General features: G+C 66.9%; 18 protein-coding genes. 12 read left to right on the forward strand and 6 right to left on the reverse strand.

Annotation, left to right across the window (positions count from 1 at the left end; genetic code table 11):
• The first annotated feature begins 100 nt into the window (after positions 1–100).
• The 4 genes from V6W80_RS04860 (at position 101) to V6W80_RS04875 (ending at position 4,399) form a co-directional block, all read left to right on the forward strand.
• Complete coding sequence (locus V6W80_RS04860) at positions 101–1,444, forward strand: MmgE/PrpD family protein (protein WP_338546005.1); 1,344 nt, start codon at positions 101–103, stop codon at positions 1,442–1,444.
• Between the two features lie 222 nt (positions 1,445–1,666).
• Positions 1,667–2,902 (forward strand): aromatic ring-hydroxylating oxygenase subunit alpha, encoded by a 1,236-nt coding sequence (locus tag V6W80_RS04865; RefSeq protein WP_338546006.1) that lies wholly within the window; start codon positions 1,667–1,669, stop codon positions 2,900–2,902.
• 141 nt (positions 2,903–3,043) lie between these two features.
• The gene (locus V6W80_RS04870; protein ID WP_093250807.1) at positions 3,044–4,057 is read left to right on the forward strand and encodes a GlxA family transcriptional regulator; all 1,014 of its coding nucleotides are present in this window, start codon (positions 3,044–3,046) and stop codon (positions 4,055–4,057) included.
• Positions 4,058–4,243: 186 nt separating this feature from the next.
• Complete coding sequence (locus V6W80_RS04875) at positions 4,244–4,399, forward strand: hypothetical protein (RefSeq protein ID WP_085984310.1); 156 nt, start codon at positions 4,244–4,246, stop codon at positions 4,397–4,399.
• A 73-nt stretch (positions 4,400–4,472) separates the two neighbouring features.
• Here V6W80_RS04875 and V6W80_RS04880 read toward each other — a convergent pair whose 3' ends face one another.
• The gene (locus V6W80_RS04880) at positions 4,473–5,372 is read right to left on the reverse strand and encodes a DMT family transporter (RefSeq protein ID WP_338546007.1); all 900 of its coding nucleotides are present in this window, start codon (positions 5,370–5,372) and stop codon (positions 4,473–4,475) included.
• A gap of 97 nt (positions 5,373–5,469) precedes the next feature.
• Here V6W80_RS04880 and V6W80_RS04885 point away from each other — a divergent pair, with 97 nt between their 5' ends.
• The 5 genes from V6W80_RS04885 to V6W80_RS04905 all read left to right on the forward strand — a co-directional run bounded on the left by V6W80_RS04885 (position 5,470) and on the right by V6W80_RS04905 (position 11,198).
• On the forward strand, positions 5,470–6,330 hold the full coding sequence (locus V6W80_RS04885) for a LysR family transcriptional regulator (RefSeq protein ID WP_017640949.1): 861 nt from the start codon (positions 5,470–5,472) through the stop codon (positions 6,328–6,330).
• Between the two features lie 174 nt (positions 6,331–6,504).
• Positions 6,505–7,695 (forward strand): MFS transporter, encoded by a 1,191-nt coding sequence (locus tag V6W80_RS04890; RefSeq protein ID WP_338546009.1) that lies wholly within the window; start codon positions 6,505–6,507, stop codon positions 7,693–7,695.
• A 182-nt stretch (positions 7,696–7,877) separates the two neighbouring features.
• Positions 7,878–9,083 carry an exonuclease subunit SbcD gene (gene sbcD, locus V6W80_RS04895; RefSeq protein WP_338547348.1) on the forward strand — a complete coding sequence of 402 codons (1,206 nt, stop codon included), beginning with the start codon at positions 7,878–7,880 and terminating at the stop codon, positions 9,081–9,083.
• Positions 9,084–9,183: 100 nt separating this feature from the next.
• Positions 9,184–10,023, forward strand: a complete 840-nt coding sequence (locus tag V6W80_RS04900; RefSeq protein WP_338546011.1) for an SRPBCC family protein — start codon at positions 9,184–9,186, stop codon at positions 10,021–10,023.
• Complete coding sequence (locus V6W80_RS04905) at positions 10,023–11,198, forward strand: zinc-dependent alcohol dehydrogenase (protein WP_064308622.1); 1,176 nt, start codon at positions 10,023–10,025, stop codon at positions 11,196–11,198. The genes V6W80_RS04900 and V6W80_RS04905 overlap by 1 nt, the downstream gene beginning before the upstream one ends.
• Positions 11,199–11,240: 42 nt before the next feature.
• Here the strand turns inward: V6W80_RS04905 and V6W80_RS04910 are convergent, their stop codons facing one another.
• Positions 11,241–11,378, reverse strand: coding sequence for a hypothetical protein (locus V6W80_RS04910; protein WP_156522344.1), 138 nt, complete (start codon positions 11,376–11,378; stop codon positions 11,241–11,243).
• A gap of 172 nt (positions 11,379–11,550) precedes the next feature.
• Here V6W80_RS04910 and V6W80_RS04915 point away from each other — a divergent pair, with 172 nt between their 5' ends.
• The 3 genes from V6W80_RS04915 to treA all read left to right on the forward strand — a co-directional run bounded on the left by V6W80_RS04915 (position 11,551) and on the right by treA (position 18,759).
• Positions 11,551–14,976: an AAA family ATPase gene (locus V6W80_RS04915; protein ID WP_338546014.1), complete on the forward strand. Its 3,426-nt coding sequence runs from the start codon at positions 11,551–11,553 to the stop codon at positions 14,974–14,976.
• A 126-nt stretch (positions 14,977–15,102) separates the two neighbouring features.
• Positions 15,103–17,016 carry an ATP-binding protein gene (locus V6W80_RS04920; RefSeq protein ID WP_184291742.1) on the forward strand — a complete coding sequence of 638 codons (1,914 nt, stop codon included), beginning with the start codon at positions 15,103–15,105 and terminating at the stop codon, positions 17,014–17,016.
• 99 nt (positions 17,017–17,115) lie between these two features.
• Positions 17,116–18,759: an alpha,alpha-trehalase TreA gene (treA, locus tag V6W80_RS04925; RefSeq protein WP_064308619.1), complete on the forward strand. Its 1,644-nt coding sequence runs from the start codon at positions 17,116–17,118 to the stop codon at positions 18,757–18,759.
• Positions 18,760–19,074: 315 nt separating this feature from the next.
• Here treA and V6W80_RS04930 read toward each other — a convergent pair whose 3' ends face one another.
• From V6W80_RS04930 to V6W80_RS04945, 4 genes are all read right to left on the reverse strand, one after another.
• Positions 19,075–19,227 (reverse strand): hypothetical protein, encoded by a 153-nt coding sequence (locus V6W80_RS04930; RefSeq protein WP_338546016.1) that lies wholly within the window; start codon positions 19,225–19,227, stop codon positions 19,075–19,077.
• Between the two features lie 64 nt (positions 19,228–19,291).
• Positions 19,292–21,103, reverse strand: coding sequence for an ABC transporter ATP-binding protein (locus V6W80_RS04935; RefSeq protein WP_257704109.1), 1,812 nt, complete (start codon positions 21,101–21,103; stop codon positions 19,292–19,294).
• 708 nt (positions 21,104–21,811) lie between these two features.
• Positions 21,812–23,227 carry a GGDEF domain-containing protein gene (locus V6W80_RS04940; RefSeq protein WP_184291736.1) on the reverse strand — a complete coding sequence of 472 codons (1,416 nt, stop codon included), beginning with the start codon at positions 23,225–23,227 and terminating at the stop codon, positions 21,812–21,814.
• Between the two features lie 283 nt (positions 23,228–23,510).
• A complete protein-coding gene (locus tag V6W80_RS04945) occupies positions 23,511–26,150 on the reverse strand; it encodes an MGH1-like glycoside hydrolase domain-containing protein (protein WP_017641719.1) in 2,640 nt (879 codons plus the stop codon).
• Between the last annotated feature and the right edge of the window lie 215 nt (positions 26,151–26,365).

The following is a 26,365-nucleotide window of genomic DNA, read 5'->3' on the forward strand; positions in this document are numbered from 1 at the left end:
TATCCTTTTCCCGGCGAAAAGGTCGTTGGAGCTGCGGCGTGACCCTGACTCATTGTCTGTTGCCGGCCGACTTCGGCAGACAACAACAAGGAGCCCGCGGATGTCGCTATACGCCTTTTGCCAAGCCTTCACCCTCGACCAGGTACCCGCCCACACCCGGGCCATCCTGCAGAAGAGCCTGCTGGACATCCTCGGCACCATGGCCGGGGCGGTCTCCAACGCTACCAGCCAGACCCTCTATGGCTATGCGCGCAAGCACTATCCCGGCGGCGAGTTCCTTGCCCGGTTGCCCTTCGATGGCACCCCGGTGAATCTGCTGGGCGCGGGCTGGGCGGGCGGTTTCACCGCCGACAGCCTGGACGCCCACGAAGGCCACTTCACCTCCAAGGGCCATGCCGGCGCCACCGTGGTCCCAGCGCTGCTGGCCCTGGCCGACGCCCTGCACGCCCAGGGGCGGACGATCAGTGGCCGCGAGCTGCTCGAAGCCCTGTGCCTCGGCTACGAGACCGGTCTGCGCGCGGGCGTCGCCCTGATGGCCACCTCGCCGACCTACCATGCCTCCGGTGGCTTCTCCGGCCTTGGCGTGGTCTGTGGCGGAGCCCGCCTGCTGGGGCTGGACGAGACCACCTTTCGCCATGCCCTGGGGATCGCCGAATACTTCGCGGCTCGTTGCCCGATGATGCGGCTGATCGAGCATCCCACCATGCTGCGCGATGCCCATGGCGCCGGCGCCTATAACGGCCTCAATGCCCTGCTGCTGGCCCGCGAGGGCGTCACCGGGGCGCCGGCGGAAACCCTCGAAGCCGAGTCCGCCAGTCCTTTCTGGCGCGACCTGGGCCACCGCTGGGAGATCGATGCCCAGTACTTCAAGCCCTGGCCCGTGTGTCGCTGGGCGCAGCCGGCGCTCACCGCCATGACCCGGCTGCGCGCCGAGCATCCGCAGCTCTGCGCTGAGTCGGTGGCCAGCGTGCGGGTGGAGACCTTCCAGGAATCCAGTTGCCTGCAGGGGCAGCGCCCGGCCAATGCCGACGAGGCCCAGTACGCCCTGGCCTTCCCGCTGGCGGCGCTGATCGCCCGCGGCCGGGTCGGACCGCAAGAGGTCACCGGGGCGGCGATCGACGCGCCGGACATCCTCGCGGTGAGCGCGCGGATCGAGATCGTCGAAGCGGCGGACCTGTCGGCGCGCTTCCCGGAGGAGATTCTCTCGCGGGTGACCGTGCGCCTGAGCAACGGCGAAGTCTTCACCTCACCCATCACCGCGGCCCTGGGCGATCCGCAGCAACCGCTGACCCTGGCCGATATCGAGGCCAAGTTCGAGCTGTTCGCCGGGCAGAACCTCGATGCCGGCGCCCGTGCCGCGCTGAAGCGTGCCGTGCTGGAACTGGAGCATTCGCCCCTGGCCATCGAGGCCTTGGCGCCGCTGTTCACCCCCTGGGATCGATAACCTCAGCGCATGCTTTACCCGCCCGAAATGTCGTTTGTGACGGGGGCGGGCCGCGGCCTAGGCTGCGACCATCAGCGTTGTCCCCGAAGCCACCTCAGGCCTGCCTCGTCGCCTGCCAGTCCGCGACGACCGCCCTTGCGTTTCGAGCGTCGCTACGCCGTCCAAGAACAACAACAGCCCAACCGACTCCGCTCTCGACCTGACTTCTGAGGACACCTGACCATGACCCCCACGCAAGCCGTCATCGACCTGATCGCGCGACGCCAACCCCGGCACTCGCTGCCCCGTGAGCTGTACAGCGATCCCGATGTCTATCGCCAGGATCTCGAACAGCTCTGGCACCGCGATTGGGTCTTCGCCGGTCACACCTTCGAGATCGCCAAGCCCGGCCAGTACTTCACCCTGCAGATCGGCGACTATCCAGTGGCGGTGGTGCGCAGCAAGGACGGTCAGGTACGCGCCTTCCACAACGCCTGTCGCCATCGCGGCGCCAAGGTCTGCGAGCACGAGCGGGGCAAAGCGGCCAAACTGGTCTGCCCCTATCACAAGTGGACCTACGAGCTGGACGGCAACCTGCTGTTCGCCGGCAACATGGGTGCCGATTTCGACAAGACCCAATACGGCCTCAAGCCGGTACATGTCGAGGTGGTGGAAAGCTTCATCTATGTCTGCGTCGCGGCCAAGGCGCCGGACTTCGAATCCTTCCGCACGGCGGTCAAACCCTTCATCGCGCCGCACTTCCTCGACCACTGCAAGGTCGCCTTCACGTCCGACCTGATCGAGCGCGGCAACTGGAAGCTGGTATTCGAGAACAACCGCGAGTGCTACCACTGCGACGGCACTCATCCTGAGTTGATGAACTCCTTCGTCGAGAACCTCTCGGTGGCCGGCGTCGGTAGCGAGGACGATCCCGAGCTGGCCGCCCATTGGGCCCGCTGCGAGCGCGCCGGGATGCCGAGCAAGCTGGTGATGGACATTCATGGCCGCTTCCGCATGACCCGCATCCCACTGTCGGCCGGTGCGGTGAGCTACACCCTGGACGGCAAGCCAGCCGTGGCCGGGCGCCTGGACCAGAGTGGCGAGCCGGACATCGGCGCATTGCTGTACTTCAACTACCCCTCCACCTGGAACCACTTCCTCGGCGATCACGCCCTGAGTTTCCGCGTGTTGCCACTCGGCCCCAACGAAACCCTGGTGACCACCAAGTGGCTGGTGCCCGAGTCCGCCGTGGAAGGGGTGGACTATGACCTGGAGCGCCTGACCAAGGTCTGGATCGCCACCAACGACCAGGATCGCCGGCTGGTGGAAGGCACCCAGGCCGGGGTGAATTCGCCGTCCTACGAGCCCGGCCCTTACTCGGAAGTCGCCGAGAACGGCGTCTGCCAGTTCGACGACTGGTACTGCGCGACCATGCTGGAACGGTTGCGGGGGCCGATCCCGCTGAAATCGGTAGGCTGATTGCGCCAGTCGGGTGCCCGTCCACAACGCGATGGGCGCACGGAGCAGGTCGCTTGCGACAAGGTTGGTGGCGGTTCTCTCGCCAGGCGAGAAGGCAGCTTTCGGCTAGCATGAGCCCAAGGTCGGAGAAGGCAGCACAGTGTGATCGATTCAAGAACCTTTGGTAGCGGTATCCAGGGCAAGAACTACCTGCAGTTGCAGTCGACGCGGCCGCGACCGGAGTTTTCCCGGCTGGTCGGCTTCATCCTGCTCGATCACTTCTCCCTGCCGTCCTTCACCCAGGCGCTGGATACCCTGGTGACCGCCAACCTGCTGGCCGCCGGGACCTTCGCCACCCAGACCTACAGCCCGACCGGCGCCGAGGTGCTCAGCGACCTCGGCATCGTCATCCGTCCGGATGGCGACTACCGCGCCGTGGAGCAGGCCCGCTTCGACCTGCTGGTGGTCTGCGGCGGGCTGCGGACACCGCTGGAGCTGGATCCGCGGCTCAAGGCGCTGCTGCTGCGCGCCGCCAAGCAGCAGGTCACCCTGTGCGGCCTGTGGAATGGCGCCTGGCAACTGGGTCAGGCCGGGGTACTGGACGGCTATCGCTGCGCCATCCATCCCGAGCACCGCGGCGCCTTCAGCGAGCGGGTGCGTGGTTGCAAGACCTCGGCGGAAAGCCATGTGCTGGATCGCGACCGCCTCACCGCCGCCAGCCCCAGCGGCGCCTTCCACCTCTTTCTCGAATGGATCGGCGCCCAGTGCGGCAGTGCCCTGGCCGATGGCCTGGTCAATATCCTGGCCTTCGAGGAGTCGCGCTTCCGCCAGGTCAATCCGACGCTCAAGGTGCAGATGACCCCGCCGCTGCGCGAGGTGGTGACCCTGATGGAGGCCAACATCGAGGAGCCCCTGACCATCGAGCAACTGTGCGACTACGCCGGTCGCTCGCGGCGGCAGGTCGAGCGGCTGTTCCGCGAGCAGCTCGACACCGCGCCCATGCGCTACTACCTGGAGTTGCGCATCACCGAAGGGCGGCGCCTGCTGCAGCACTCCACCCTGTCGGTGCTGGAGGTGGCGGTGGCCTGCGGCTTCACCTCGGTCACCCATTTCAGCAAGAGATACTCGGCCTATTTCGGCTATCCGCCGTCCAAAGAGCGGCGGTTGAAGTACTAGCCTGTCGGTACGCCGCTAGGCAATGACAACCGCCAAGAAAACGCCTGCATGGCCTACTTCGGAGTGTTTCGTCGGTGAGCTGGAACGGCTGCGCGCCGTCCCGCTCGAAACATTACCCCCGGTGCAACACCGCCCGCATGATGCGTCGATGGGGATCCGAATGACCTACCAAGCCAAGGAAATCCCATGACCGATCCACGCAACGTCGCCCACGACAAGAAAGTGCAGCAAGAGAAAAAGCATCATGGCGAGGACATCGCCCCCGACGCCGAGCACGCGCCGCAACCAGGTAAGAAGCCTGCGCTCAAGGATCACGACGAGCAGGCTGACGAAAAGGAGTGAGCATGGGCGCGCCTCGTATCGAACGAGGCGCATGACGATGCTGACAGCCGTCAGCATCGCGTTCTGGAGACCCTCATCTGCCCAGTGCCGGCTCCAGGCGGCCGCTCCGCTCCGCGGCATTCAGGCACAGCAGCCCCGCCAGGGCGAACAGCAGGCCCAGTAGCATGCCCGGGGCCAGAGGTTCGTCGAAGCAGGCCCAGGCCCACAGCAGCGCCACCGGCGGGCTGAGATAGAGGGCGCCACTCACCGCCTGGGGGCTGCCCTGGCGCAGGCACAGCCAGTAGAGGCCGAAGCCGAGCAGGGTCGGGATCAGCAGCCACAGAACCGCCAGGGCGAAGCCAAGGGTCAGCGGTGGAGTCAGCGGGCCTTCCACTCCGGCCACTCCCAGCATCACCAGGCTACTGGCTGCGAGCTGGATGAACAGCTGGGTCCGCAGGGCCAGGCGACTGGGCGGCAGGCGACTCTGCACCAGGGTCGCCAGCGCCAGGGCCAGGGCGCTGCCCAGGGGCAGGGCATAGGCCCAGGCAGGCGCCACGCCCAGCCCCAGTCCCGCACCGGTCGCGAGCAGGACCCCGGCCAGGCCCAGCCCCAGGCCGAGCCACTGACGCCCGTTGGTACGCTGGCCCGGCAGCAGGCAGCAGCCCAAGGCCACCAACAGCGGCGACAGATCCGAGAGCAGCGCCGCCAGCCCGGGCGAGACGCCCAGTTCGATGGCCTTGGCCGCCGGCCCTACCACTCCGGCGAAGGCCAGGACGCCAATACCCGCCTGCTGGCCGATGATCTTCAGGGGTAATCGCCGCACCTCGGTCCAGGCGAACGGCAGCAACAGCAGGGCGGCCAGCAGCAGGCGCCAGAAGGTCACCAGCAGGGTAGGGGCCTGGTCCGCTGCATAGCGATAACCGACGAAACCGGCGCTCCAGCACAGCACCAGGGCGAATTGACGCAACAACGGAGAAGACAGCGCAGGGGACATGACCGGACTCCAGGTGACAGGATGCCTTGAGCCTGGACCGGGGTGGTAATACAATCAAACGACATTACATGCAGCTATTCTTCGATAAAAGTGCATCATGCCTGCTCCCCTCGATATCGACGTCCTGCGCACCTTCCATACCATCGTCCGGCTGGGGCAGTTTCGCGCCGCCTCGCTGCAGCTCAACCGCAGCCCCTCGGCGGTGAGCAGCCAGATCCGCCGGCTGGAAGAGCAGACCGGCGGCCGGCTGTTCGAACGCGACAACCAGGCCGTGACCCTGACCCCGCTCGGACGTCGCGTACTGCTGGAGACCGCCGAGCTGCTGCAGGCCCACGACCGCATCCTCGCCGGTCTCACGGGGCAGCCGGTGGTGGGCGAGGTGCGCCTGGGTGTGGCCGAGGACTATGCCGCGCGCCTGCTCAAGGCTGTCTTCCCGCGCCTGCAGGGCGAGCATCCTGGCATCGTTCTCGAAGTGCTTACCGGCAATAGCGGCCAGCTCCGCCGCTGGCTTGGCCAAGGGCTGCTGGACCTGGCGCTGCTGGTGGGGCCGCCGCGCACCGACCGGGCGGATGGCCAGCTGTTCGGCCATACCCAGCCGGTGTGGGTCGCCGGTCCCGGTCTGCAACTGAGCCCGGACGCTAGCGTGCCTCTGGCGCTGCACGGCGAAGGCTGCAGCTATCGCGAGTTGGGCATCGATCTGCTGATCCGCCAGGGCCGGCGCTGGCACGCGGTGGTGACCAGCGCCGCCTCGTCGGCGCTGGAAGCGGCGGTCGAACTGGGCCAGGCCGTGGCCATCACCGACCGGGCGCGCATGACCCCGCCGATGCGCGAATTGACGCCAGAGGAGGGCTTTGTACAACTGCCGGTGCACGAACTGCGGTTGGCCTCGCCACCGGGCGAACGCAGCCCCGCCTGCGCCTCTCTGGCCGGGCTGATCGCCGAGGATTTCCGCCTCTAGCCAGGCGGCCCCACGTTTGACCGGGCGACCGCGCAGCCACTAAGGTGCCCGCCTTGGCGCACGACCTCCGGCGCCTATCAAACCCAGCCCCACCTCCGAGACACGCGGGATCAGTCCGCCCGTCCGGCCCGCTACCGCCGCTCCTGTCCGCTTTTCTGGAATCCTCCGCCTGTCATGAATGCCCCACCCGCCATCCCTCGTCTCATCTATCTGCTGGCCCTCACCATCTTCGCGCTGACCACCGCCGAATTTATGGTCGCCGGCATGATGCCGACATTGGCCGCTGATCTCGGCGTCTCCATCGGCCAGATCGGCTATCTGATCTCCTGGTATGCCCTGGGCATGGCCTTGGGCGGCCCACCCCTGACCCTGCTGTTGCTGGCCCTGCGCCTGGCGGAAAAGTCGGCGCTGCTATGGCTGCTGTCGCTCTATCTGGTGGGCGCCGTGGTGGCCGCGCTGGCGGCCAATTATCCGGTGATGGCAGCAGGCAGGGTGCTCATGGGCGTCGCCAGCTCCGCCAGCATAGGGCTGTGCCTGACCCTGGGCGCCAACCTAGTCACGCCGGATCGTCGCGGTCGGGCAGCCTCGCTGATCCTGTCCGGACTCATGCTGGCGCCGGTGTTTGGCGTGCCGGGTACGGTATTGATCGAGCAGCAGGCCGGCTGGCGCGCCAGCTTCTGGGCGGTCGCCCTGCTGGCGGCCTGCTGCACCCTGCTGGTCGGTCTGTGCGTGCCCCGCTCACCGGCGCGCGCGGCCGGGCAGTTGCGCGGAGAACTGGATACCCTGGTCAGTGCCCGGCTCTGGGCGGCCTACCTCACCAGCGGCCTGATCATCGGTGCGACCTTCGCCGGCTTCAGCTACTTCTCGCCCATCCTCATCCAGGTGACGGGTTTCGCGCCCACCACCATTCCCTGGTTGCTGATGGGCTATGGCCTGGCCAACGTGCTGGGCAATCTGCTGGTGGGCCGGCTGGCCGATCGCCATACCCTGAGGGTGCAGGGCGTCGGCCTGGCCGTGCTGGCGCTGGGCTTCGCCCTGTTCGTCGGCTGCGCCGACAGCGCCGCGCCCAGCCTCCTGGCCCTTGCCCTGATCGGCCTGACCGGGGTGGCGCTCAACCCGGCCATGGTCGCTCGGGTCATGGCCGCGGCCACGCCAGGGCCCCTGGTCAATACCCTGCACACCTCGGTGATCACCGCGGGCCTGGCGGTAGGCGCCTGGGCCGGTGGCGCGGCCATCGATGCCGGTCAGGGCCTGCGCGCGCCGCTGTGGGTCGGCCTGGGGATGGCGCTGCTGGGGCTGCTGAGTCTGCTTCCCCTGGGCTTGCGAAGGGATGCGGCAATCGCGGCACGGCCCTGCGCGGAGTGACCGCTCGGCCGTGCGTACCGGCGCGGATTTCCCTCGGTGCAGCTGGAGGAGGATACTGCGCCTCTTTGCCGCTCTGACCGCCGATACCCATGGAAAACCTCCCGCTGTTCGATCTGCCCGCCGCTGCCCCCGAGGAAAAATCCAAGCCCAGACGCGCCCGCAAGGCCACCGCTCAAGGCGGCCTGCGCCTGCTGCACACTTCCGACTGGCACCTGGGGCAGCACTTTCTCGGGCGCACCCGCGAGGCCGAGCATCGCGCCTTTCTCGCCTGGCTGGTCACCCAGGTGGAGGAGCAGGGGGTGGACGTGGTGCTGGTGGCGGGAGATATCTTCGATACCGCCACGCCGCCGAGCTATGCCCGCGAGCTGTACAACTGCTTCATCGTCGCCCTGCGCGGTACCGGCGCCAGCCTGGTGGTGCTGGGCGGCAACCATGATTCCGCCGCGGTCCTGGCCGAGTCCCGCGAGTTGCTGGCCTGCCTGGACACCCGGGTGATCCCCTGCGTCAGCGAGACGCCGGCCGATCAGTTGCTGGAGTTGCGTCGCCGCGATGGCGAGATCGGCGCGCTGCTCTGCGGCATTCCCTTCGTCCGCCCACGGGACGTGGTGCAGAGCCAGGCCGGGCAAAGCGCCGATGAAAAACGCCAGGCGCTGCAGCAGGCCATCCAGGGGCACTATGCCGAGTTGCATGGTCTGGCCGAAGCGCGCCGCGCCGAGCTGGGCATGGCCCTGCCGATCATCGCCACCGGCCACCTGACAACCGTGGGCGCCAGCGCCAGCGAGTCGGTGCGGGAGATCTATGTCGGCAGTCTCGACGCCTTTCCCACCAGCGCCTTTCCGCCGGCGGACTACATTGCCCTCGGCCATATCCACCGGCCCCAGCGCGTCGGCGGCCTGGAGCAGGTGCGCTACAGTGGTTCGCCACTGTGCCTGAGTTTCGACGAAGAGCGCGCCAAGCAGGTCCTGCTGGTGGAGTTCGGCACCGCCCTGGAGCGAGTGACGCCCGTGGCGGTGCCCTGTTTCCAGCCCCTGGCCGTGGTGCAGGGCAGCCTCGATACCCTGGGTGCGGCGCTGATCGAGGCCGCTGCCGATGGTCGCCCCGGTTGCCCGGTGTGGGCCGAGGTGGTGGTGACCGGAGACGACTACCTGGCCGATCTGCAGCCACGCATCTCTGCCCTGGTCGCCGAGTTGCCGCTGGAGGTACTGCGGGTAAGGCGCGCACGTAGCGCGGTGGCGCCCACCCTGCAGGGTACCCAGCGCGAAACGCTGGAAGAACTTAGTCCCCTGGACGTGTTCAGCCAGCGCCTGGCCGAAGAGACCCTGGACGACGAGCTGCGCACCCGCCTGGAAGGGCTTTACCGCGAGGTTCTTGGCGAGTTGCCTGCCTGATCGCAGCGAAACGCGTCCATCGGGCCGATTTTCCCCTTCGGAACAACGTCCCACGCCCTGGGGTCACCCTCTCTATGTAGCCCATACCGGAGGAGACCCCATGCACGACCTATCCCAACCCCTCGCCGCCACGCGCCATGAGCGTTCCGACAACCAGGTCCCCAACGTCCAGGGCACCGAACGTGTGGTTTCCCTGCTCGGCGGCGGTCTGCTGATCCTTGGCGGCCTGCGCCGCGGTGGCCTGACCGGCTGCGTGAAGATGGCCCTGGGCGCCATGGCCCTCAGCCGCGGGGTACGCCAGCGCTGCGAACTCAAGGCCGCACTGCAGCCGTCGCCCTTCGAGCAAGCCTTGGGCGAACGCTGGGGCTGGCGCAATCCCACCGCCATCCAGCGCAGCGTGACCATCGCCAAGCCGCGTGAAGAGGTGTTCGCCTACTGCGCCGATCTGCAGCACCTGCGCGAGCTGCTGCCGTTCGTTGATCGCATCGAGCTGGGCGCCGATGGCGACAGCCACTGGCATGCCTCCGGTCCCCTGGGACGCACCCTGAGCTGGACCCTGGAGCAGAGCGAGCGCCGCGAGAACGAGTTCCTGCTGTGGAGCACCGTGCCCGGCACCTTCATGGCGCACAAGGCCAGTCTGACCTTCAGTGACGCCCCCCAGGGCCGTGGCACCCTGGTGCAGGTCGTGCTGGCCTGCGAAGCCCCGGCCGGCCTGCTCGGTCATGCCGTCACCGAAGGCATCAGCCGCTTCACCGGCAAGGCGGTCAACCTCGGCCTGCGCCGCCTCAAGCAGCAACTGGAGACCGGCGAGATCGCCACCCCCGAGGTCTCGCGCAGCGGTCGCCCGCTGGCGCCGCCCCATCCGCCGGTGACTCGCCCGGCCGATGAACCCTCGGCTGACATCGACGCGGGCCTCGGCACTCCGGGGAGGGCGAACTGATGCGTGCCCTGACCTGGCAAGCCCCCAACCGTCTACAGGTGGAAACCGTCCCGGATCCGGAGATCCTCAATCCGCGCGATGCAATCGTGCGCATCATCATGTCCTCGGTGTGTGGCTCGGACCTGCACCTGCTGGGTGGCTATGTCCCGGCGATGAAACCCGGCGACATCATCGGCCACGAATTCCTCGGCGAGATCGTCGAGCTGGGCAGCAGCCTGCGCAACCAGGGCCTGGCCGTGGGTGATCGGGTGGTGACCGTCTCCATCATCGGCTGTGGGGACTGCGAGCACTGCCAGCGCGAGGATTACAACTGCTGCGACAACAGCAATCCCAAGCCTGAAATGACCGAACTGGCCTACGGGCAGCCCTGTTCCGGCATCTTTGGCTACAGCCACGCCTTCGGTGGCTATGCCGGCAGCCACGCGACCTACGTGCGGGTGCCCTATGCCGACGTCAACCTGTTCAAGGTGCCCGACGGCGTCAGCGATGCCCAGGCGGTGTTCGTGTCCGACGCCGTGCCCACCGGCTACTATGCCGCTGACATCGCCGACATCCAGCCCGGTGATACCGTGGCGGTCTGGGGTTGTGGTGGCGTTGGCCAGATGGCCATTCGCAGCGCCTATCTGCTGGGCGCCGAGCGGGTCATCGCCATCGACCGCTTCAGTGATCGCCTGCAGCTGGCGGCCGAGAAAGCCGGCGCCATCGTCCTCGATTACGAGACCACCAACATCCATGAAGCCTTGCTGGAACTGACTGGCGGGCGCGGCCCGGATCGTTGCATCGATTGCGTCGGCATGGAGGCCCATGGCACCCAGTTGGATTACGCCTACGACAAGACCAAGCAGATGCTGCGCTTGCACACCGAGCGCGGGTCGGCGCTACGCCAGGCCATCCGCGCCTGTCGCAAGGGCGGTACGGTGTCGGTTATCGGTGTCTATGGCGGCTTGATCGACAAGTTTCCCATGGGCGCCATCGTCAACAAGGCCTTGACCCTGAGGTCGGGTCAGCAGCCGGGGCAGCGCTATGTGGAGCGGCTGTTCGAGCACATCCAGAAAGGCGAGCTGGATCCGTCCTACCTGCTCACCCATCCGATGAGCCTGGAAGAGTCGCCCTATGGCTACGAGCTGTTCAAGTCCAAGGACAAGAACTGCATGAGGGCGGTGTTCATGCCTTGAGGGGCCGCCCGGCGATCCCAGGATCGTCGGGCTTTTTATCCGCTAGACCAGCCAGGTTGTCAGCGGCTGCCAGAGCGCAGCGGTCTTGTCATCACCACCGCAACTGACCAATGCCAGGATGCCCAGGCCGATCAGCAGCGGCATGCCAAGGAAATCGAAGGGAGACAGAGGTGAGCGCACGACGGATCCTCCCGGGAAACGTTGTTGCAAGGCGGTACCTTTCTGTTGAGAACGGAGCGGGAGGCAAGTTCAGCAGCGGGCACGACCATAGGTCGAATGGTCGGTTGGCATGGGCGCGCGCGCCCAACAATGCCAGAATCGGCGGTTCGCCGAGTCGTCCTGGAAAAGCCTGATGAAGATCCTCACCCTGCGTCTGAAGAACCTCAATTCCCTCAAGGGTGAGTGGAAGATCGACTTCACCGCCGAACCCTTCGCCAGCAGTGGCCTGTTCGCCATCACCGGACCGACCGGGGCGGGCAAGACCACCCTGCTGGATGCCATCTGCCTGGCGCTCTATCACCGCACCCCACGCATGAGCAAGGTGGGCGGGGAGAGCAACGAACTCATGACCCGCCATACCGGCGACTGCCTCGCCGAGGTGGAATTCGCCGTGCGTGGCGAGCGCTACCGGGCCTTTTGGAGTCAGAGGCGCGCGCGGGATCGGGCCGATGGCGCCCTGCAGCCACCCAAGGTTGAACTGGCCCGGCTCGATGGGACCATTCTCGCCGAGAAGACCGGCGACAAGCTCAGGCTCACCGAAGAACTCACCGGCCTCGACTTCGAGCGCTTCACCCGCTCCATGCTGCTGGCCCAGGGCGGCTTCGCCGCCTTCCTGGAGGCCAGTGCCAGCCAGCGCGCCGAACTCCTGGAAGAGCTGACCGGGACCGCTGTGTACGGCCAGATCTCCCAGCGGGTATACGAGCGGGCGCGGGAGGCCAAGGGCGTGCTGGACGGCCTGCGCCAGCGCGTCGCGGGGGTCGAGGTGCTGGACGATGAACGCCGTCAGGCGCTGGCCGCCGAGGGTCTCGGTCTGGCGCAGCGCGAAGAGCAGCTGGGCGCCGACCTCAAGACCTGGCAGACCCAACGCCAGTGGCTGACCGCCCTGGAGCAGGCGGTGGCGGGCGAGCAGCAGGCCGAGGCGCGCCTGGCCGCGGCGCAGCAGGCCTGGGAGGCCGTCGAGCCGCAGCGCCAGCGATTGGCGGCGGCCGAACCGGCGGCGCGATTGCTGCCCATCGAACAGGCCTGGCGCGAGGCCCAGACCCGCGAACAGCGCAGCCGGGAAGAGCTGGAACAGCTCGATCAACGCATCCAGACCCTGGCCAGTCGCCGCGACGCCGCCCTGGCCCAGGCCCTGGGCGCCAGTGGCGAACAGCTGCGCCAGGCCGAAGCGGAGCAGGCGCGTACGCTCGAGGAGCAGCACCACCTGACCGAGAGCCTGGCCGAGCGTAGCCGCCATGCCGAACTCGGCGAACGCCTGGGCGATTGGCGCAGCCAACTGGCGCTGCGCGACGAAAGAGCCGAGGCCCTGACCCGCCTGACCCGCCGCCAGCAGGAGCAGACCCGCCAGCTGCAGTTGCTGGCCGAGGAGCGCGAGGCCCAGCAGGGGGCGCTGACCCGCGCCCGCGAGCAAGCCACCCAGGCCCAGGCGGCGGAGCAGGCCCAGACTGAACGCTGGCAGGCGGCGCTGGACGGGCGCGACGAAAAGGCCTGGCGCGCCCTCTGGCAGGCTGCGCTAGGCCGGGTCAATGAGGTGGACCAGCTGGATCAGCTGGTCGAGCGTCGGCGCCAGCTGCAGACCCAGCTGGAGCGCCTGGCCCGCAGCCAGGGCGAGCGCCAGCGCCAGCATGGCGATCATCAGGTGCGCCTGGATGCCCTGCGCGGACGCTATCGCGAAGTGGCCCAGCAGGTGCGCGAGCGCGAGAAGCTGCTCGAACAGGAGCGGGTCATCCGCAGTCTGGAGGCCCAGCGCGCTGCATTGCAGCCCGACGAACCCTGTCCGCTGTGCGGCTCTCGCGAGCATCCCGCGGTGGCCGACTATGCCGCTCTGGACGTCTCCGCTACCCAGACCGCCCTGCAGGACGCCAAGGCCGAGCTGGAGCGCCTGACCCAGGAGGGCAAGGAGCTCAGCGAGGCCCTGGCCGCGCTCAAGGCGCAACTCGATCAGGCCAACGAGCAGCAGACCGAGGCCAGTCAACAACTGGAGCAGTTGGGCGAACTCTGGCGCCAGCGTTGCACGGCCCTGGGCGCCGATCCCGAGGCGCCCGGCGCGGTGGCCGAATTACGCCGGCGTCAGGATCAGGAACTGGCGCGCATCCAGCAGGTGCTCGCCACCCTGGATGGTCTGCGCCAGCAGGGCGAGGAAAGTCGCCAGGAGGCCTTGCGCCTGGCGCGCCAGCAGGCCGATGCCGAACAGCGCCTGGCCCTGGCCGAGGCGGCCTGGGAGCGGGCTCGCCAGGCGCTGGCCGAGGGGGCCGACGAGCAGCGCGAAGCCCAGGCGCAACAGACCAGTGCCGAGCGTCGACTGGGCGAGGAGCTGGCCGGCTGGGGCCATGAGGTACCCCGTCGCGCGGCAGAATGGCTGGCCCAGCGCGACCAGGAATGGCGAGTCTGGCAGGCCGATTGCCAACGGGCGCAGGCGTTGCAGCAGCGCTTGAAGGACAGCGCCCAGCGCCTGGCCACGCTTGCCCCGCTGGTGGCGACCTGGCGCCAGCGCGCTGGCGAGGTCGCGCCTGCCACGGTAGCGCCGCAAGACGCCGCCGCCGTCCTCGTTGAGGCCACCACGACCTGGGAGGACTGCCGCGAGCAGGGCGCGGCGCTGCAGGGGACCCGCCAGGCGCTGCACGAGCGGCTGGCGGGTGAAACACGCCAGGCCCGCGAGGCCGACGAGCGCTGGCAGGCCGCCCTGGCCGCCAGTGCCTTCGCCGATGCCGACGCCTGGCGCGCCGCGCAACTGGACGAAGGCGAGCACGCCGCCCTGACCGCGGAGCGCAGCCGCCTGGAGACCGCCCTGACCGAGGCTCGCGCCCTGGCCGGTGCGGCGCAGGAACGCCTGGCAACCTTGAACTCCGCGCCGCAGACCGAGCGCAGCGCCGCCGAGCTGGATGCCGAACTGGCCGCCGCCAACGCCGAATTGCGTGCGCTGGGCCAGCGCCAGGGCGAGGTCAACGCCGCCCTGCGCGAAGACGAACGGCGCCGGGACGGCCTGCAGGCCCTGCTCGGCGAGATCGCCGCCCAGGAGCGCGATCACGATCTCTGGCAGCACCTCAACGGCCTGATCGGCTCGGCCGACGGCGCCAAATTCCGCAAGTTCGCCCAGGGCCTGACCCTGGATCACCTGGTGCACCTGGCCAATGGTCAGCTCATGCGTCTGCACGGCCGCTATCGGCTGATCCGGCGCCAGGCGGCGGAACTGGAACTGCAGATCCTCGACACCTGGCAGGCCGATGCCCTGCGCGACATCCGTACCCTGTCCGGTGGCGAGAGCTTCCTGGTGAGTCTGGCTCTGGCGCTGGCCCTGTCGGATCTGGTCAGTCAGCGCACCGGCATCGATTCGCTGTTTCTCGACGAGGGCTTTGGTACCCTCGATGGCGAAACCCTGGAGGTCGCCCTGGATGCCCTCGACCAGCTCAATGCCAGCGGCAAGACCATCGGCATCATCAGCCACGTGGAGGCGCTCAAGGAACGCATTCCGGTGCAGCTCAAGGTGCGCAAGGGCGTCGGTCTGGGCCATAGCGGTCTGGAGCGGCGCTATGCCGTGGAGAAAAACGCGACCGAGTGAGTAATTTTTCCGGCGCAGTGGTCGAAGCGCAGCGCGAAGCGAAACGATGAAACTGTTAACGTAGACAGGTTCGCCGTCTCTGATGGCGTTATGACATCTCCTTTTCCTACCGGCCACCTACCCACCATGTCCCAATTCCTTGCCGTCGGCCTGTTCGAATACGATCCCAGCCGCGCCGAATGGCGCGCGGATGCCGCCTGTGCGGCCATGCTGGAACGGGACGCCGAGGCGCTGGCCCGGGGCCTTTCGCCCGCCGAGCTGCTCAGCGGGCTGCAGAGTCGCAGCGCACCGCCCGAGGGGCTGCTGCCCGCCGCGGGCCAGGTCTGGGAGGCCTGGCGCCAGGGCACCGATGGCCAGTTGCGCTGCCTGCAATTCCAGCGGCGCGAGGCCGGCGGCGTACTGCTGGACGTCACCGCGCAGCGCCGCCATGAGGCGGAACTCTGGCAGGGCGAGGCCTTCAAGCGCAGCGTCATGGTCTGCAGCGTCGACTGCATCAAGCTGATCGATCTGGAAGGGCGCCTGGAATACATGAATCCGGGCGGCCTGATGGTCATGGAGATCGATGACTTCATTCCCTTCCAGGGGCGCCTCTGGGCCGAACTCTGGCCCGAGGGGCAGCGTCACGAGGTGCTGGCCGCGATCGAGGCAGCGCGCCACGGCGGCATTGGGCGCTTCACCGGGCTCGCGCCCACCGCCAAGGGCACCCGGCGCTGGTGGGACGTGGTGGTCACGCCGATCCTGGGCGATGACGGCAACCCCCTGAAATTCCTCTCCATCTCTCGCGACGTCAGCGAAACCGTGCGGGCCCGCGAGGCCCTGGACGAACTCAACCGCAACCTGGAAGAACGCATCGAGGTGCGCAGCCAGGAGCTGGTGGCCCTGGAAGAGGAACTGCGCCAGGCGCAGAAGATGGAAGCCATCGGCCAACTCACCGGCGGCATCGCCCACGACTTCAACAACCTGCTGACCGGCATCGTCGGCTCGCTCGACCTGATGCGTCGGCGGGTGCAGCAGGGACGCATCCAGGAGCTGGAGCGCTATCTGGACACCGCTACCCGCTCGGCCGAGAACGCCGCTGCCCTGACCCAGCGCCTGCTGGCCTTCGCCCGCCGTCAGGTGCTCGAACCGCGCCCGGTGGATGCCGGTCAGCTGGTGCAGGGCATGCACGAGTTGCTGCGCCACAGCCTGGGCAAGAAGATCCGCAAGGACGTCCAGCTGGACGCCGACCTCTGGCTGCTGCATTGCGATCCGCACCAGTTGGAAAACGCCATCCTCAACCTGGCCATCAACGCCCGCGACGCCATGCCCGAAGGCGGCAATCTGAGCATCCGGGTAGAAAACGTCAGCGGCCCCCTCAGCATCGGCTTGCCGATCGAGACGGTGGCCGGTGATTTCGTCCGTATCCAGGTCTGCGATACCGGCACCGGCATGGACGCCGATACCCTCAAACGTGCCTGCGAGCCCTTCTTCACCACCAAGCCCAGCGGTCGCGGCACCGGTCTCGGCCTGTCGATGATCTATGGTTTCGTCCGCCAATCCGGTGGCCAGGTGGAAATCCACTCGGTGGTGGGCGAGGGCACCTGCATCAGTCTCTATCTGCCGCGGTTGCTGGCCCAGCCCGAGGTGCAGCCCACCCCCAGCGAAGCCGAAGGCCCGGTGCTGCCGGAAGTCTCCGGTGACTGCGCGCTGATCGTCGAGGAAGAGCGCGAGGTCCGCGTCATCATCGGCGAGGTGCTGGCGGAACTGGGCTACACCCCATTGGCGGTGGCCGACAGCGCCACCGCGGTTGCCCTCATCGCTTCGGGCACCCTGCGCATCGATCTGCTGGTGACCAGTCTCGGCCTCTCCGGGCTGGATGGCCGGCAACTGGCCGAGCAGGCCAGGGCCACCACCCCCGGGCTGCCGGTGCTCTATCTGTCCGGCCAGGCCGATCCCGCGTCCTTGCCGGAGCTGGCCGAGGAGGGCGTCGAACTCATCGGCAAGCCCTTCGGCCTGGAGGAACTGGCGCGCAGCGTGAGGCGCCTACGCCCGGGTAGCTGAGCCCGTCGCGGCGAACTGTCGCGGCGCTTCAGGGTCGATCCTTTCGTGTCGCAACGTCTGTTGCGGCTGCTGTCGTGTCGACAAGAAAAGGAGCGCTTCATGAAACGCCTGCCACCTGCGCCACCCGCGCGGATGCTCGTCCTGTCCCTGTCCATCGCCTTTCTCGCCGCCTGCGCCCATGAGGGCAGCAAGCCGGAAACCCCGACCTGGAGTTGGCGTGACGCCAGCAACGCCCGCGCCGTGCCGCCGGACCAGGCCTATCCCGAGCTGTTCGCCGCGGTGCAGCAGGGCAAGCTGTTCACCGACCAGAAGCACTTCGTCGATGCCCTGCCCAAGCGCAACCCGGCCGACATCCGCCAGGACTACCTGGCCCAGCGCGACAAGCCAGGCTTCGATCTCAAGGCCTTCGTCAGCGCCAACTTCGAAGAATCCGCTCCGATCAAGGCCGAGCCGCCCAAGGCGGGCGCCGACCTGCCCACCCACGTCAAGGATCTCTGGCCGGTACTGACCCGCCATTACGAAGAGGTCCCGGCCTACAGCAGCCTGTTGCCACTGCCCAAGCCCTATGTGGTACCGGGCGGTCGCTTCCGCGAGGTGTACTACTGGGATTCCTACTTCACCATGCTGGGCCTGGCCAAGGATGGGCGCACCGACCTGGTCCGCGACATGGTGGACAACTTCGCCCATGAGATCGACGTCTACGGCCACATCCCCAATGGCAATCGCAGCTACTACCTGAGTCGCTCGCAGCCGCCGTTCTTCGCCTACATGGTCGATCTGCAGGCCAGTCTGGAAGGGGATTCCGCCTATCGTCGCTATCTGCCGCAGCTGCAGAAGGAATACGCCTACTGGATGGCCGGCGCCGAAGGGCTGCAGGCAGGCCAGGCCAATGCCCATGTGGTCAAGCTGGCCGACGGCACCCTGCTCAATCGCTACTGGGATGCCCGCGATACCCCGCGCCAGGAATCCTATATGGAAGACCTGGCCACCGCCGCCCAGGCCAAGGGTCGACCGGCCGGCGAGGTCTATCGAGACCTGCGCGCGGGTGCCGAGAGTGGCTGGGACTTTTCCTCGCGCTGGCTCGGCGATGGCAAGACCCTGGCGACCATCCGCACCACCGCCATCGCCCCGGTGGATCTGAACAGCCTGCTCTATCACCTGGAACAGACCATCGCCAAGGCCTGCGAAAAGACCGGCGAGGCCAGTTGCGTCCAGGCCTACAGCCAGAAGGCCAAGACCCGCCAGCAGGCCATCGATCGCTACCTGTGGAATCCCGCCGGCTACTACACCGACTTCGACTGGCAGGCCAAGCGCCGCACCGACAAGGTCACCGCGGCGACGTTGTTCCCATTGTTCGTGGGTGCGGCCAGCCAGAGCAGCGCCGACCAGACCGCCGCGACCGTGGCCAACCAGCTGCTGCGTCCGGGCGGCATCGCCACCACCACGGTCAAGACCGGCCAGCAATGGGATGAGCCCAATGGCTGGGCACCGCTGCAGTGGGTGGCCGTGGATGGCCTGCGCCGCTATCAGCAGGACAAGCTGGCGGCGGACATCGGCACCCGCTTCCTGACCCAGGTGCAGAATCTCTACGCCCGGGAGCAGAAGCTGGTGGAAAAATACGACCTCACTGGTGGCCAGGGCGGTGGCGGCGGCGAGTACGAGCTGCAGGACGGCTTCGGCTGGACCAACGGCGTCACGCTCAAGTTGCTCGAACTCTACCAACCGCAACCCGGCCCGAAATAAGGCCAAAGAAAAGGTCCGCCATGGCGGACCTTTTTCATGATGCGGAATATCCGTAGGTTGGGCTGAGACGGCTCCATCGTCGAAGCCCAACAAACCTGTGCCGGCCCGAAAAGCGTTGGGCTTCGCTGCGCTCAACCCAACCTACGGGCCACCATTCACCCTCCCCCTCGGGGAGAGGGTTGGGGTGAGGGCAAACCCTACGCCTGACCCGTCACAGCGGATCCACGGGCGGCGCATCGTCTTCGTCCGCGGGCAGCTCCGCAGGATGCAGCCCTTCCGGATCTTCATCCTCGGGCAGCGGCAGGATGGCGTTCATCAGCTGTACTCCGGACCGCGCGGATTCTTCTGCGGCAGGCGTTCCTCGACCGGCTTGTCATCCGGATTCTCGCCCACGGGCTCTTCGGGATCGGGCGCGATGTCCGGATCGATGTCCAGGTCGTCGGGGTTTTCCTTGATCTGATCGTTCATGCGGCCTCCGCGAGTGGTTGTTAAGGTTGGGCAGAGCGCCCTGCGCGAAGTTCGCCACCGGCGATCAGCGATAACCCCGGGCCTGCAGATCGAACAGCTGGGCATAGCGGCCGCCGCTGGCCAGCAACTCCTCGTGATCGCCACGCTCGCGGATCTCTCCGTCTTCCAGCACCAGGATCTGATCGGCGTTGCGCACGCTGGAGAAACGGTGCGAGATCAGCAGGGTCATGCGTTGCTGCGCCTGGGCCCGAAAGCGCTCGAAGATCACCGCCTCGGCCGCGGCGTCCAGGGCGGCGGTGGGTTCGTCCAGCACCAGGATGTCGGCGTCTTCGCGCATGTAGGCGCGCGACAGGGCGATCTTTTGCCACTGCCCACCGGACAGCTCCTGACCGCCCAGGAACCACCGCCCCAACTGGGTCGCGTAACCTTCGCGCAAGCCGGCGATGACCTCGTCGGCCAGGCCCTGCTCGGCCGCCTTGCGCCAGCGCGTCTCGTCGTGGAAGGCCGCGGTATCGCCGACCCCCAGGTTCTCGCCGGCGGTGAGCTGGTAGCGGATGAAGTCCTGGAAGATGACGCCGATGCGTCTGTGCAGCGCCGCCGGCTGCCACTCCTGCAGATCGCTGCCATCGAGCAGGATACGGCCACGCGTCGGGCTGTGCAGGCGGGTCAGCAGCTTGATCAGGGTGGTCTTGCCCGAGCCGTTGGCGCCCACCAGGGCCAGGCTCTGGCCCGGCGCCAGGTGAAAGCTGATGTCCTTGAGCGTCGGCGCGGTCGCACCCGAATAGGTGAAGCCGACCCCTTCGAATCTCAGGCCATCGCCAGGCTGGCTGCCCAGGGTGAGACTGCCGCCCTCGGCACTGGTCGGCTGGCCCAGATAGTCGTAGAGATTGCTCAGGTAGAGGCTGTCTTCGTAGAGCCCGCCCAGGGCCGTCAGGCTGGCGCTGACCGCCGCCTGACCCTGGCGGAACAGGGTGAGATAGAGGGTCATCTGGCCCAGGCTCAGGCGACCGCGCACGGTATCGAGCACCACCCAGGCATAGGCGGCATAGAAGGCGAGGGTGCCCAGCAGGCCAAAGACGAACCCCCAGCCGTCACGCCTCAGGGTCAGGCGGCGGTCCTCGGCATAGAGCTTGGTGAAGGTGGTGCGATAGCGCTCCAGCAGCAGCGGCGCCAGGCCGAACAGCTTGACCTCCTTGATGTAGGCCTCGTGGGAGAGCAGGGTTTCCAGATAGGTCTGGCGGCGGGTCTCGGGCGCACGCCGGCTGAACAGGCGAAAGGCATCGCCGGAAAAGCGCGCCTCGGCCAGAAACACCGGCAGGGCGCCCACCACCAGGAGCAGCAGGGCCCAAGGCGAGAAATGCACCAGCAGCACGGCGAAGCTGACCAGGGAGATGAGGTTCTGCAACAGGGTCAGGGACTTGGTCACCAGCGCCAGGGGCCGGATGGAGGCCTCGCGCCGGGCCCGCACCAGTTTGTCGTAGAAATCCGCGTCCTCGAATTGCGCCAGCGACAGGGTCTGGGCCTTTTCCAGGATCAGCAGATTCACGGTCTGCCCCAGGCGCACCCGCAGCAGCGATTGCTGCACCGACAGCAGGCGCTGGGCGCCCGCCAGGGCGGCCAGCACCCCGGCTTCGGCCAGCACGAATTTCAGTACCGGCCACAGTGGTGCCTGGCCCTGCTCGGCATGCAGCCGCATGGCCGCTACCACGGCATCGACGATACGCTGTCCCAGCCAGGCGGCCAGGGCCGGCAGCAGGCCGGCGACCAGGGTCGCCAGGAACAGGCCGATCATCAGTGCGGGAGAGGTGCTCCAGACCAGGCCGGCAGCACGGCGCATCTGCTGTTGCACGATAGCGAAGGAGGTGGAGAGGGCCATGGTGGGTCTTCGGCAGGGGTCAGCATTAGGTGGGGCAGCGGTCGTCGTGTTCCCCAGGCTATGGCAAAAGGCTTACACGTCCTGGTGTCACCTGGCCATGTCGCCACCACCGTGGGATGCGTAATCTACACCCATCAGCCGCGCAGGATGCGCAGCCCTGAGGTCACGGACGAAGACCAGGCCAGGATGGCGCCTGACAGGACGTTGGGATGGTCGCAACAAAGAACCCGCTTCGGCGGGTTTTTTGTTGGGCGCGATTTCTGGTTGGCAGGCGGACCTGGCGGGCTATGGCAAAAGGCTTACACGCCCTGGTGTCACCTGGCCATGTCGCCACTGCCGTGGGCCGCGTAATCTACACCCATCAGCCGCGCAGGATGCGCAGCCCTGAGGTCACGGATGAAGACCAGGCCAGGATGGCGCCTGACAGGACGTTGGGATGGTCGCAACAAAGAACCCGCTTCGGCGGGTTTTTTGTTGGGCGCGATTTCTGGTTGGCGGGCGGACCTGGCGGGCTATGGCAAAAGGCTTACACGCCCTGGTGTCACCTGGCCATGTTGCCATCCGCGGGGGCTGCGTAATCTACACCCATCAGCCGCGCAGGATGCGCAGCCCTGAGTTCACGGATGAAGACCAGGCCAGGATGGCGCCTGACAGGACGTTGGGATGGTCGCAACAAAAAACCCGCTTCGGCGGGTTTTTTGTTGGGCGTCATTCCTGGCTGGGCGGCGAGACGGGGCCGGACTCGGCGGCGATGCGGTTGCGGCCAGCGCCCTTGGCCGCATAGAGCGCTCGATCAGCGCCTTCGGTGAGGGTGTAGGCATCCATCCCGGCCCTGTGGGTAGCCAGACCTACGCTCAGGGTGATGGGGCGCCGCGACCAGGCATGGTTGGCGACCGCAGCGCGACAGCGTTCGGCCACCAGGTGGGCCGCGGTGAGATCGGCACCTGACAGCAGGATGGCGAATTCCTCGCCGCCGTAGCGAAAGCAGGCGTCATTGTCGCGACAGCTCTGCAGCAGCAACTGGCCAACGGTCTGCAAGGCGGTGTCGCCAGCCTGGTGGCCAAAGGCGTCGTTATAGGCCTTGAAGTGATCGACGTCGATCAGCAGCATGGACAGCGGCGTGCCCTGGTCTTCGGCACGTCGCAGATGCTCCGCCAACCGCAGGTCGAAGGCGCGTCTGTTGTACAGGCCGGTCAGGGCGTCGGTGACGCTGCGCTGTTCGGCGGCCTGCATCATGTCCAGCAGCTGGCGCTGAGAGGCCTCCAGCATGTGTTGCTGCTCTATGTGCTCGGTGACATCCACCGACAATCCGGCCAGGGCGATGCCCTGCCGGGTGACCAGGGGAAACTTGTAGGACTGCCAGAAGATGCGCCTACCGTCGTGGACAGTCATGCGCTCGACGAGTCGGCTCGGCTTGAGTTCGTTCATCACCTGCTCGTCGACCTGGCGAAAGCGTGGCGCCGCCTCTGGCCAGATGCTGAAGTCGTCCTGGCCGAGGACCTCGTCGCGGGTCAGCTCCAGTTGCTGCAGGAAGGGTTCGTTGACATAGGCATAGCGCCAGTCGCGGTCCTTGATATAGGCGATGAAGGGCCCGTTGTTCATGAAGGCGGAAAAGTTGATGTCCAGCTCTTCCAGCTGGCGCAGGGTGTCGCGCTGCTGCAGCAGCCTCGTGACCTGCCGGGCCAGGCGTTGCAGATTTTCCACCTGGACGGCCTCGAAGCGGCGGACGCGATCGTCCATCACGCAGAGAGTGCCGAGGGCGATCCCGCGCCCATCGAGCAGGGGAATGCCCAGGTAGGCACGCATCCGTTCCAGGCCGGGGGCCGATCTGAGGTGCGCGACCCGTGGATCTTCTTGCAGGTCTTCCACCAGAAAGGGCTGACGAGGGGTGCGGATCGCCAGGTGGCAGAGAGAGGCGTCGACCGGCATCTCGCTCATCGTCACGCCCTGGCAGGCCTTGAACCAGAGTCGGTGCCGATCGGCCAGGGTAATGAAGGCCACGGGCGCCCGGGTCAGCTGGCAGGCCAGCGCGACGATGTCCTCATAGGCGGCTTCGGCTCCGCTATCGAGAATCTGCAATTCGCTCAAGGCGTGGAGACGCTGGACGTCATCGGGGAGAGTCATGCGGGCTCGCGAAGGCGGGTCTCTGGCTAGTGTGGTGTTTCAGAAGTTAACTGCACAATGTTGGCGGTGCTTTTGCTCCTTGGACGGCGTTACCACGCCTCGCCATAGCCCTGCCATGACTCGTCGCGGCGCCTTGCCCAAGAACAAAAATCACTCGCCCTTTCTTGCGCGAACTTCTTAAACACCGCACTAGAGCATAGTATCCAGGGCGGCCGAGGAAAACTGCCGCCTTGTTGCAGTCTGCCACGGTGCCGGCCGGGGCCGGCACCGTGGCGTGCTCGGGCTAGCGCCGGGGTTGCAGCAGCAGTGCCACCAGGGCACTCCAACCGGTCTGGTGCGAGGCCCCGAGTCCACGGCCATTTTCGCCATGGAAGTACTCGTGGAACAGCACCAGGTCGCGACTGCGCGGATCGTTCTGCAATTGCGGATAGTCGACCATGCTCGGGCGCTTGCCGTCGGCGTCCTTGAGGAACAGCCGGGTCAGGCGCTGGCTGAGGCCGTCGGCGACCTCTTCCAGATTGGCCAGGTAACCGGAACCGCTGGGGTATTCCACCGAGAAGCTGTCGGCGTAGTAGCGGTGGAATTCGTGCAGCGACTCGATGAGCATGTAGTTGATCGGCATCCACAGCGGCCCGCGCCAGTTGGAGTTGCCGCCATAGAGGCGCGAATCCGATTCCGCCGGCTGGTAGCGGGCACTGAGCAGGTTGCCGTCGGCCTGGCGCATCTCGAAGGGCTGCTGCTCGTGAGCCTTGGACAGCGAGCGGATGCCGTATTCGGAGAGGAATTCCTGGTCATCCAGCATGCGCTTGAGCAACAGCTTGGTGCGATGGCCGCGCAGCAACGAGAGCAGGAATCTATTGCCCTGGCCGGGTTCGGTCCAGCGCGAGACCAGTCGCGCGAGGTCCGGACGCTGGCGCAGGAAGCCGCGTAGCCGTCCGCCCAGGCCGGGCAGGCCTTCATGCTCGCGCTGTTCCAGCACCTGCACCGCAAACAGCGGGATGAGGCCGACGATGGACCTCAGGCGCAGCGGCTCGGCGCTGCCATCGGCCTTGTGCAGGACGTCATAGAAGAATTCGTCCTGTTCGTCCCAGAGGCCGTCTTCGCGATCATCGCTGTGGTTGATGGCGCCGGCGATGTGCAGGAAGTGCTCGAAGAACTTGACCCCCAGATCGACGTACACCGGATTTTCCTTGGCCAGCTCCAGGGCGATGCGCATCAGGTCCAGGGCATAGGCGGCCATCCAGGCGGTACCGTCGGCCTGATCCAGGTGATAGCCCTCTGGCAGGGGCGCCGAGCGGTCGAAGAGGGCGATGTTGTCCAGGCCGAGGAAGCCGCCCTGGAAGATGTTGCGACCCTCGGTGTCCTTGCGGTTGATCCACCAGGAGAAGTTCAGCAGCAGCTTGTGGAAGACCCGTTCGAGAAAGACCCGATCGCCCACGCCGGTCAGGGACTTGTCCTGCAGGTAGACGTGCCAGGTGGCCCAGGCGTGCACCGGCGGATTGGCGTCCTCGAAATTCCACTCGTAGGCCGGCAACTGGCCGTTGGGGTGCATGAACCTGTCTTTCACCAGGAGCAGCAGCTGCTGCTTGGCGAAACCGGGATCGATCAGCGCATAGGCGACCGCCTGGAAGGCCAGGTCCCAGGAGGCGTACCAGGGGTACTCCCATTTATCCGGCATGGAGACGATGTCGAAGTTGAGCAGGTGGCGCCAGTGACCGTTGCGGATGCGCTGGCGCTGGGCAGGTGGCGTCGGCTGGGCCGGGTCGCCATCGAGCCAGCGATTGACCTCGAAATAGTAGAGTTGCTTGGACCAGAGCAGGCCAGCCAGGGCCTGGCGCTGTACCAGGCGCGCATCGGGCTCGGCGATCTTTTCCTGCAGGGCGGCATAGAAGGCATCGGCTTCGGCGATGCGCTCGGCAAAGACGGCGTCGGCATCCACCGACAGAGCGTTGGTGGGCGCCAGGCGCAGGTAGACCACGGTCTTGGCGCCACCCTCCAGCTCCACGGCGAAATGGGCGGCCGCCTTGCTGCCGAAGTCGCGGCGGATCGCCTCGCGGGCACCGCGCACCACGTAGTCGTTGATGCCGTCCTTGAAGGGGCCTTCGGCCGGCTCACCGGTGAGGCGGGGCAGGTTGGTTTCGTTGTTGCAGAACAGCCACTCGACTTCGCGGGGGCCCCAGGCGCTCACCACCAGGTCGGGCCGGTCGAAATAGCTGGCGCGGACCTGGTCGCCTTCCAGGCTGAGCATGGAGCGCGGCGGGGTGCCGGTCCAGGCCCAGGTGTTGCGCGACCAGATCTGCGGCAGCACCCGCAGGCTGGCGCGCTCGGCCCCGCGGTTTTCCACGGTGACCCGCATGAGGATGTCGTCGGGGGTGTGCTTGGCGTATTCGACGGTGACGTCGAAATAGCGATCTTCGGCGAAGACGCCAGTATCGAGGATCTCGTACTCACGATCGTTCAGGCCACGCCGGGCGTTTTCCTCGGTGAGCTGGGCATAGGGAAAGGCGGCGTGGGGATACTTGTAGAGCATCTTCTGGTAGGCGTGACTCGGCACCCCGTCCAGGTAGAAGTACAGCTCCTTGACGTCTTCGCCATGGTTGCCCTCGGCGTTGGTCAGGCCGAACAGGCGTTCCTTGAGGAAGGGATCGCGCTCGTTCCACAGGGCGATGCCCAGGCACCATTGCTGAGCCTTGTCGCAGAAACCGGCGAGGCCGTCTTCGCCCCAGCGATAGGCGCGGCTGCGCGCATGGTCATGGGGAAAGTAGCGCCAGGCGTCGCCATCGGCGCTGTAGTCTTCACGGACCGTGGCCCACTGGCGCTCGCTCAGGTAGGGCCCCCACTGCCGCCAGGCGGCGGCATCGGTATCAGCCAGGCGCTGGCCTTCTCGGGTATGCAGGATGCCCGGGGCGGGATGTGCCGTCATCGTGTCTCCAGATTCAGGTAACGGTTAAGGCTCGAGGATAGATCAGCATTGTGGCGTGCAATGAGCTGCCTTGGCGTATCGCTGCTGTTTTAGTGCCTGTCTGGCGGGAAAAAATTCACGCCGTTGCGGTTTTTGTCACAGGGCCTGGCTGGGCGCAAGGGCTCTATCACGGCCAATGCAGGGGCGAAAAAAAGCCCCACGCCGGATCGGGGTGG

It is taken from the genome of Pseudomonas benzopyrenica, from assembly GCF_036884265.1.
In the GTDB taxonomy this organism is placed as follows: Bacteria; Pseudomonadota; Gammaproteobacteria; order Pseudomonadales; family Pseudomonadaceae; genus Chryseomonas; species Chryseomonas benzopyrenica.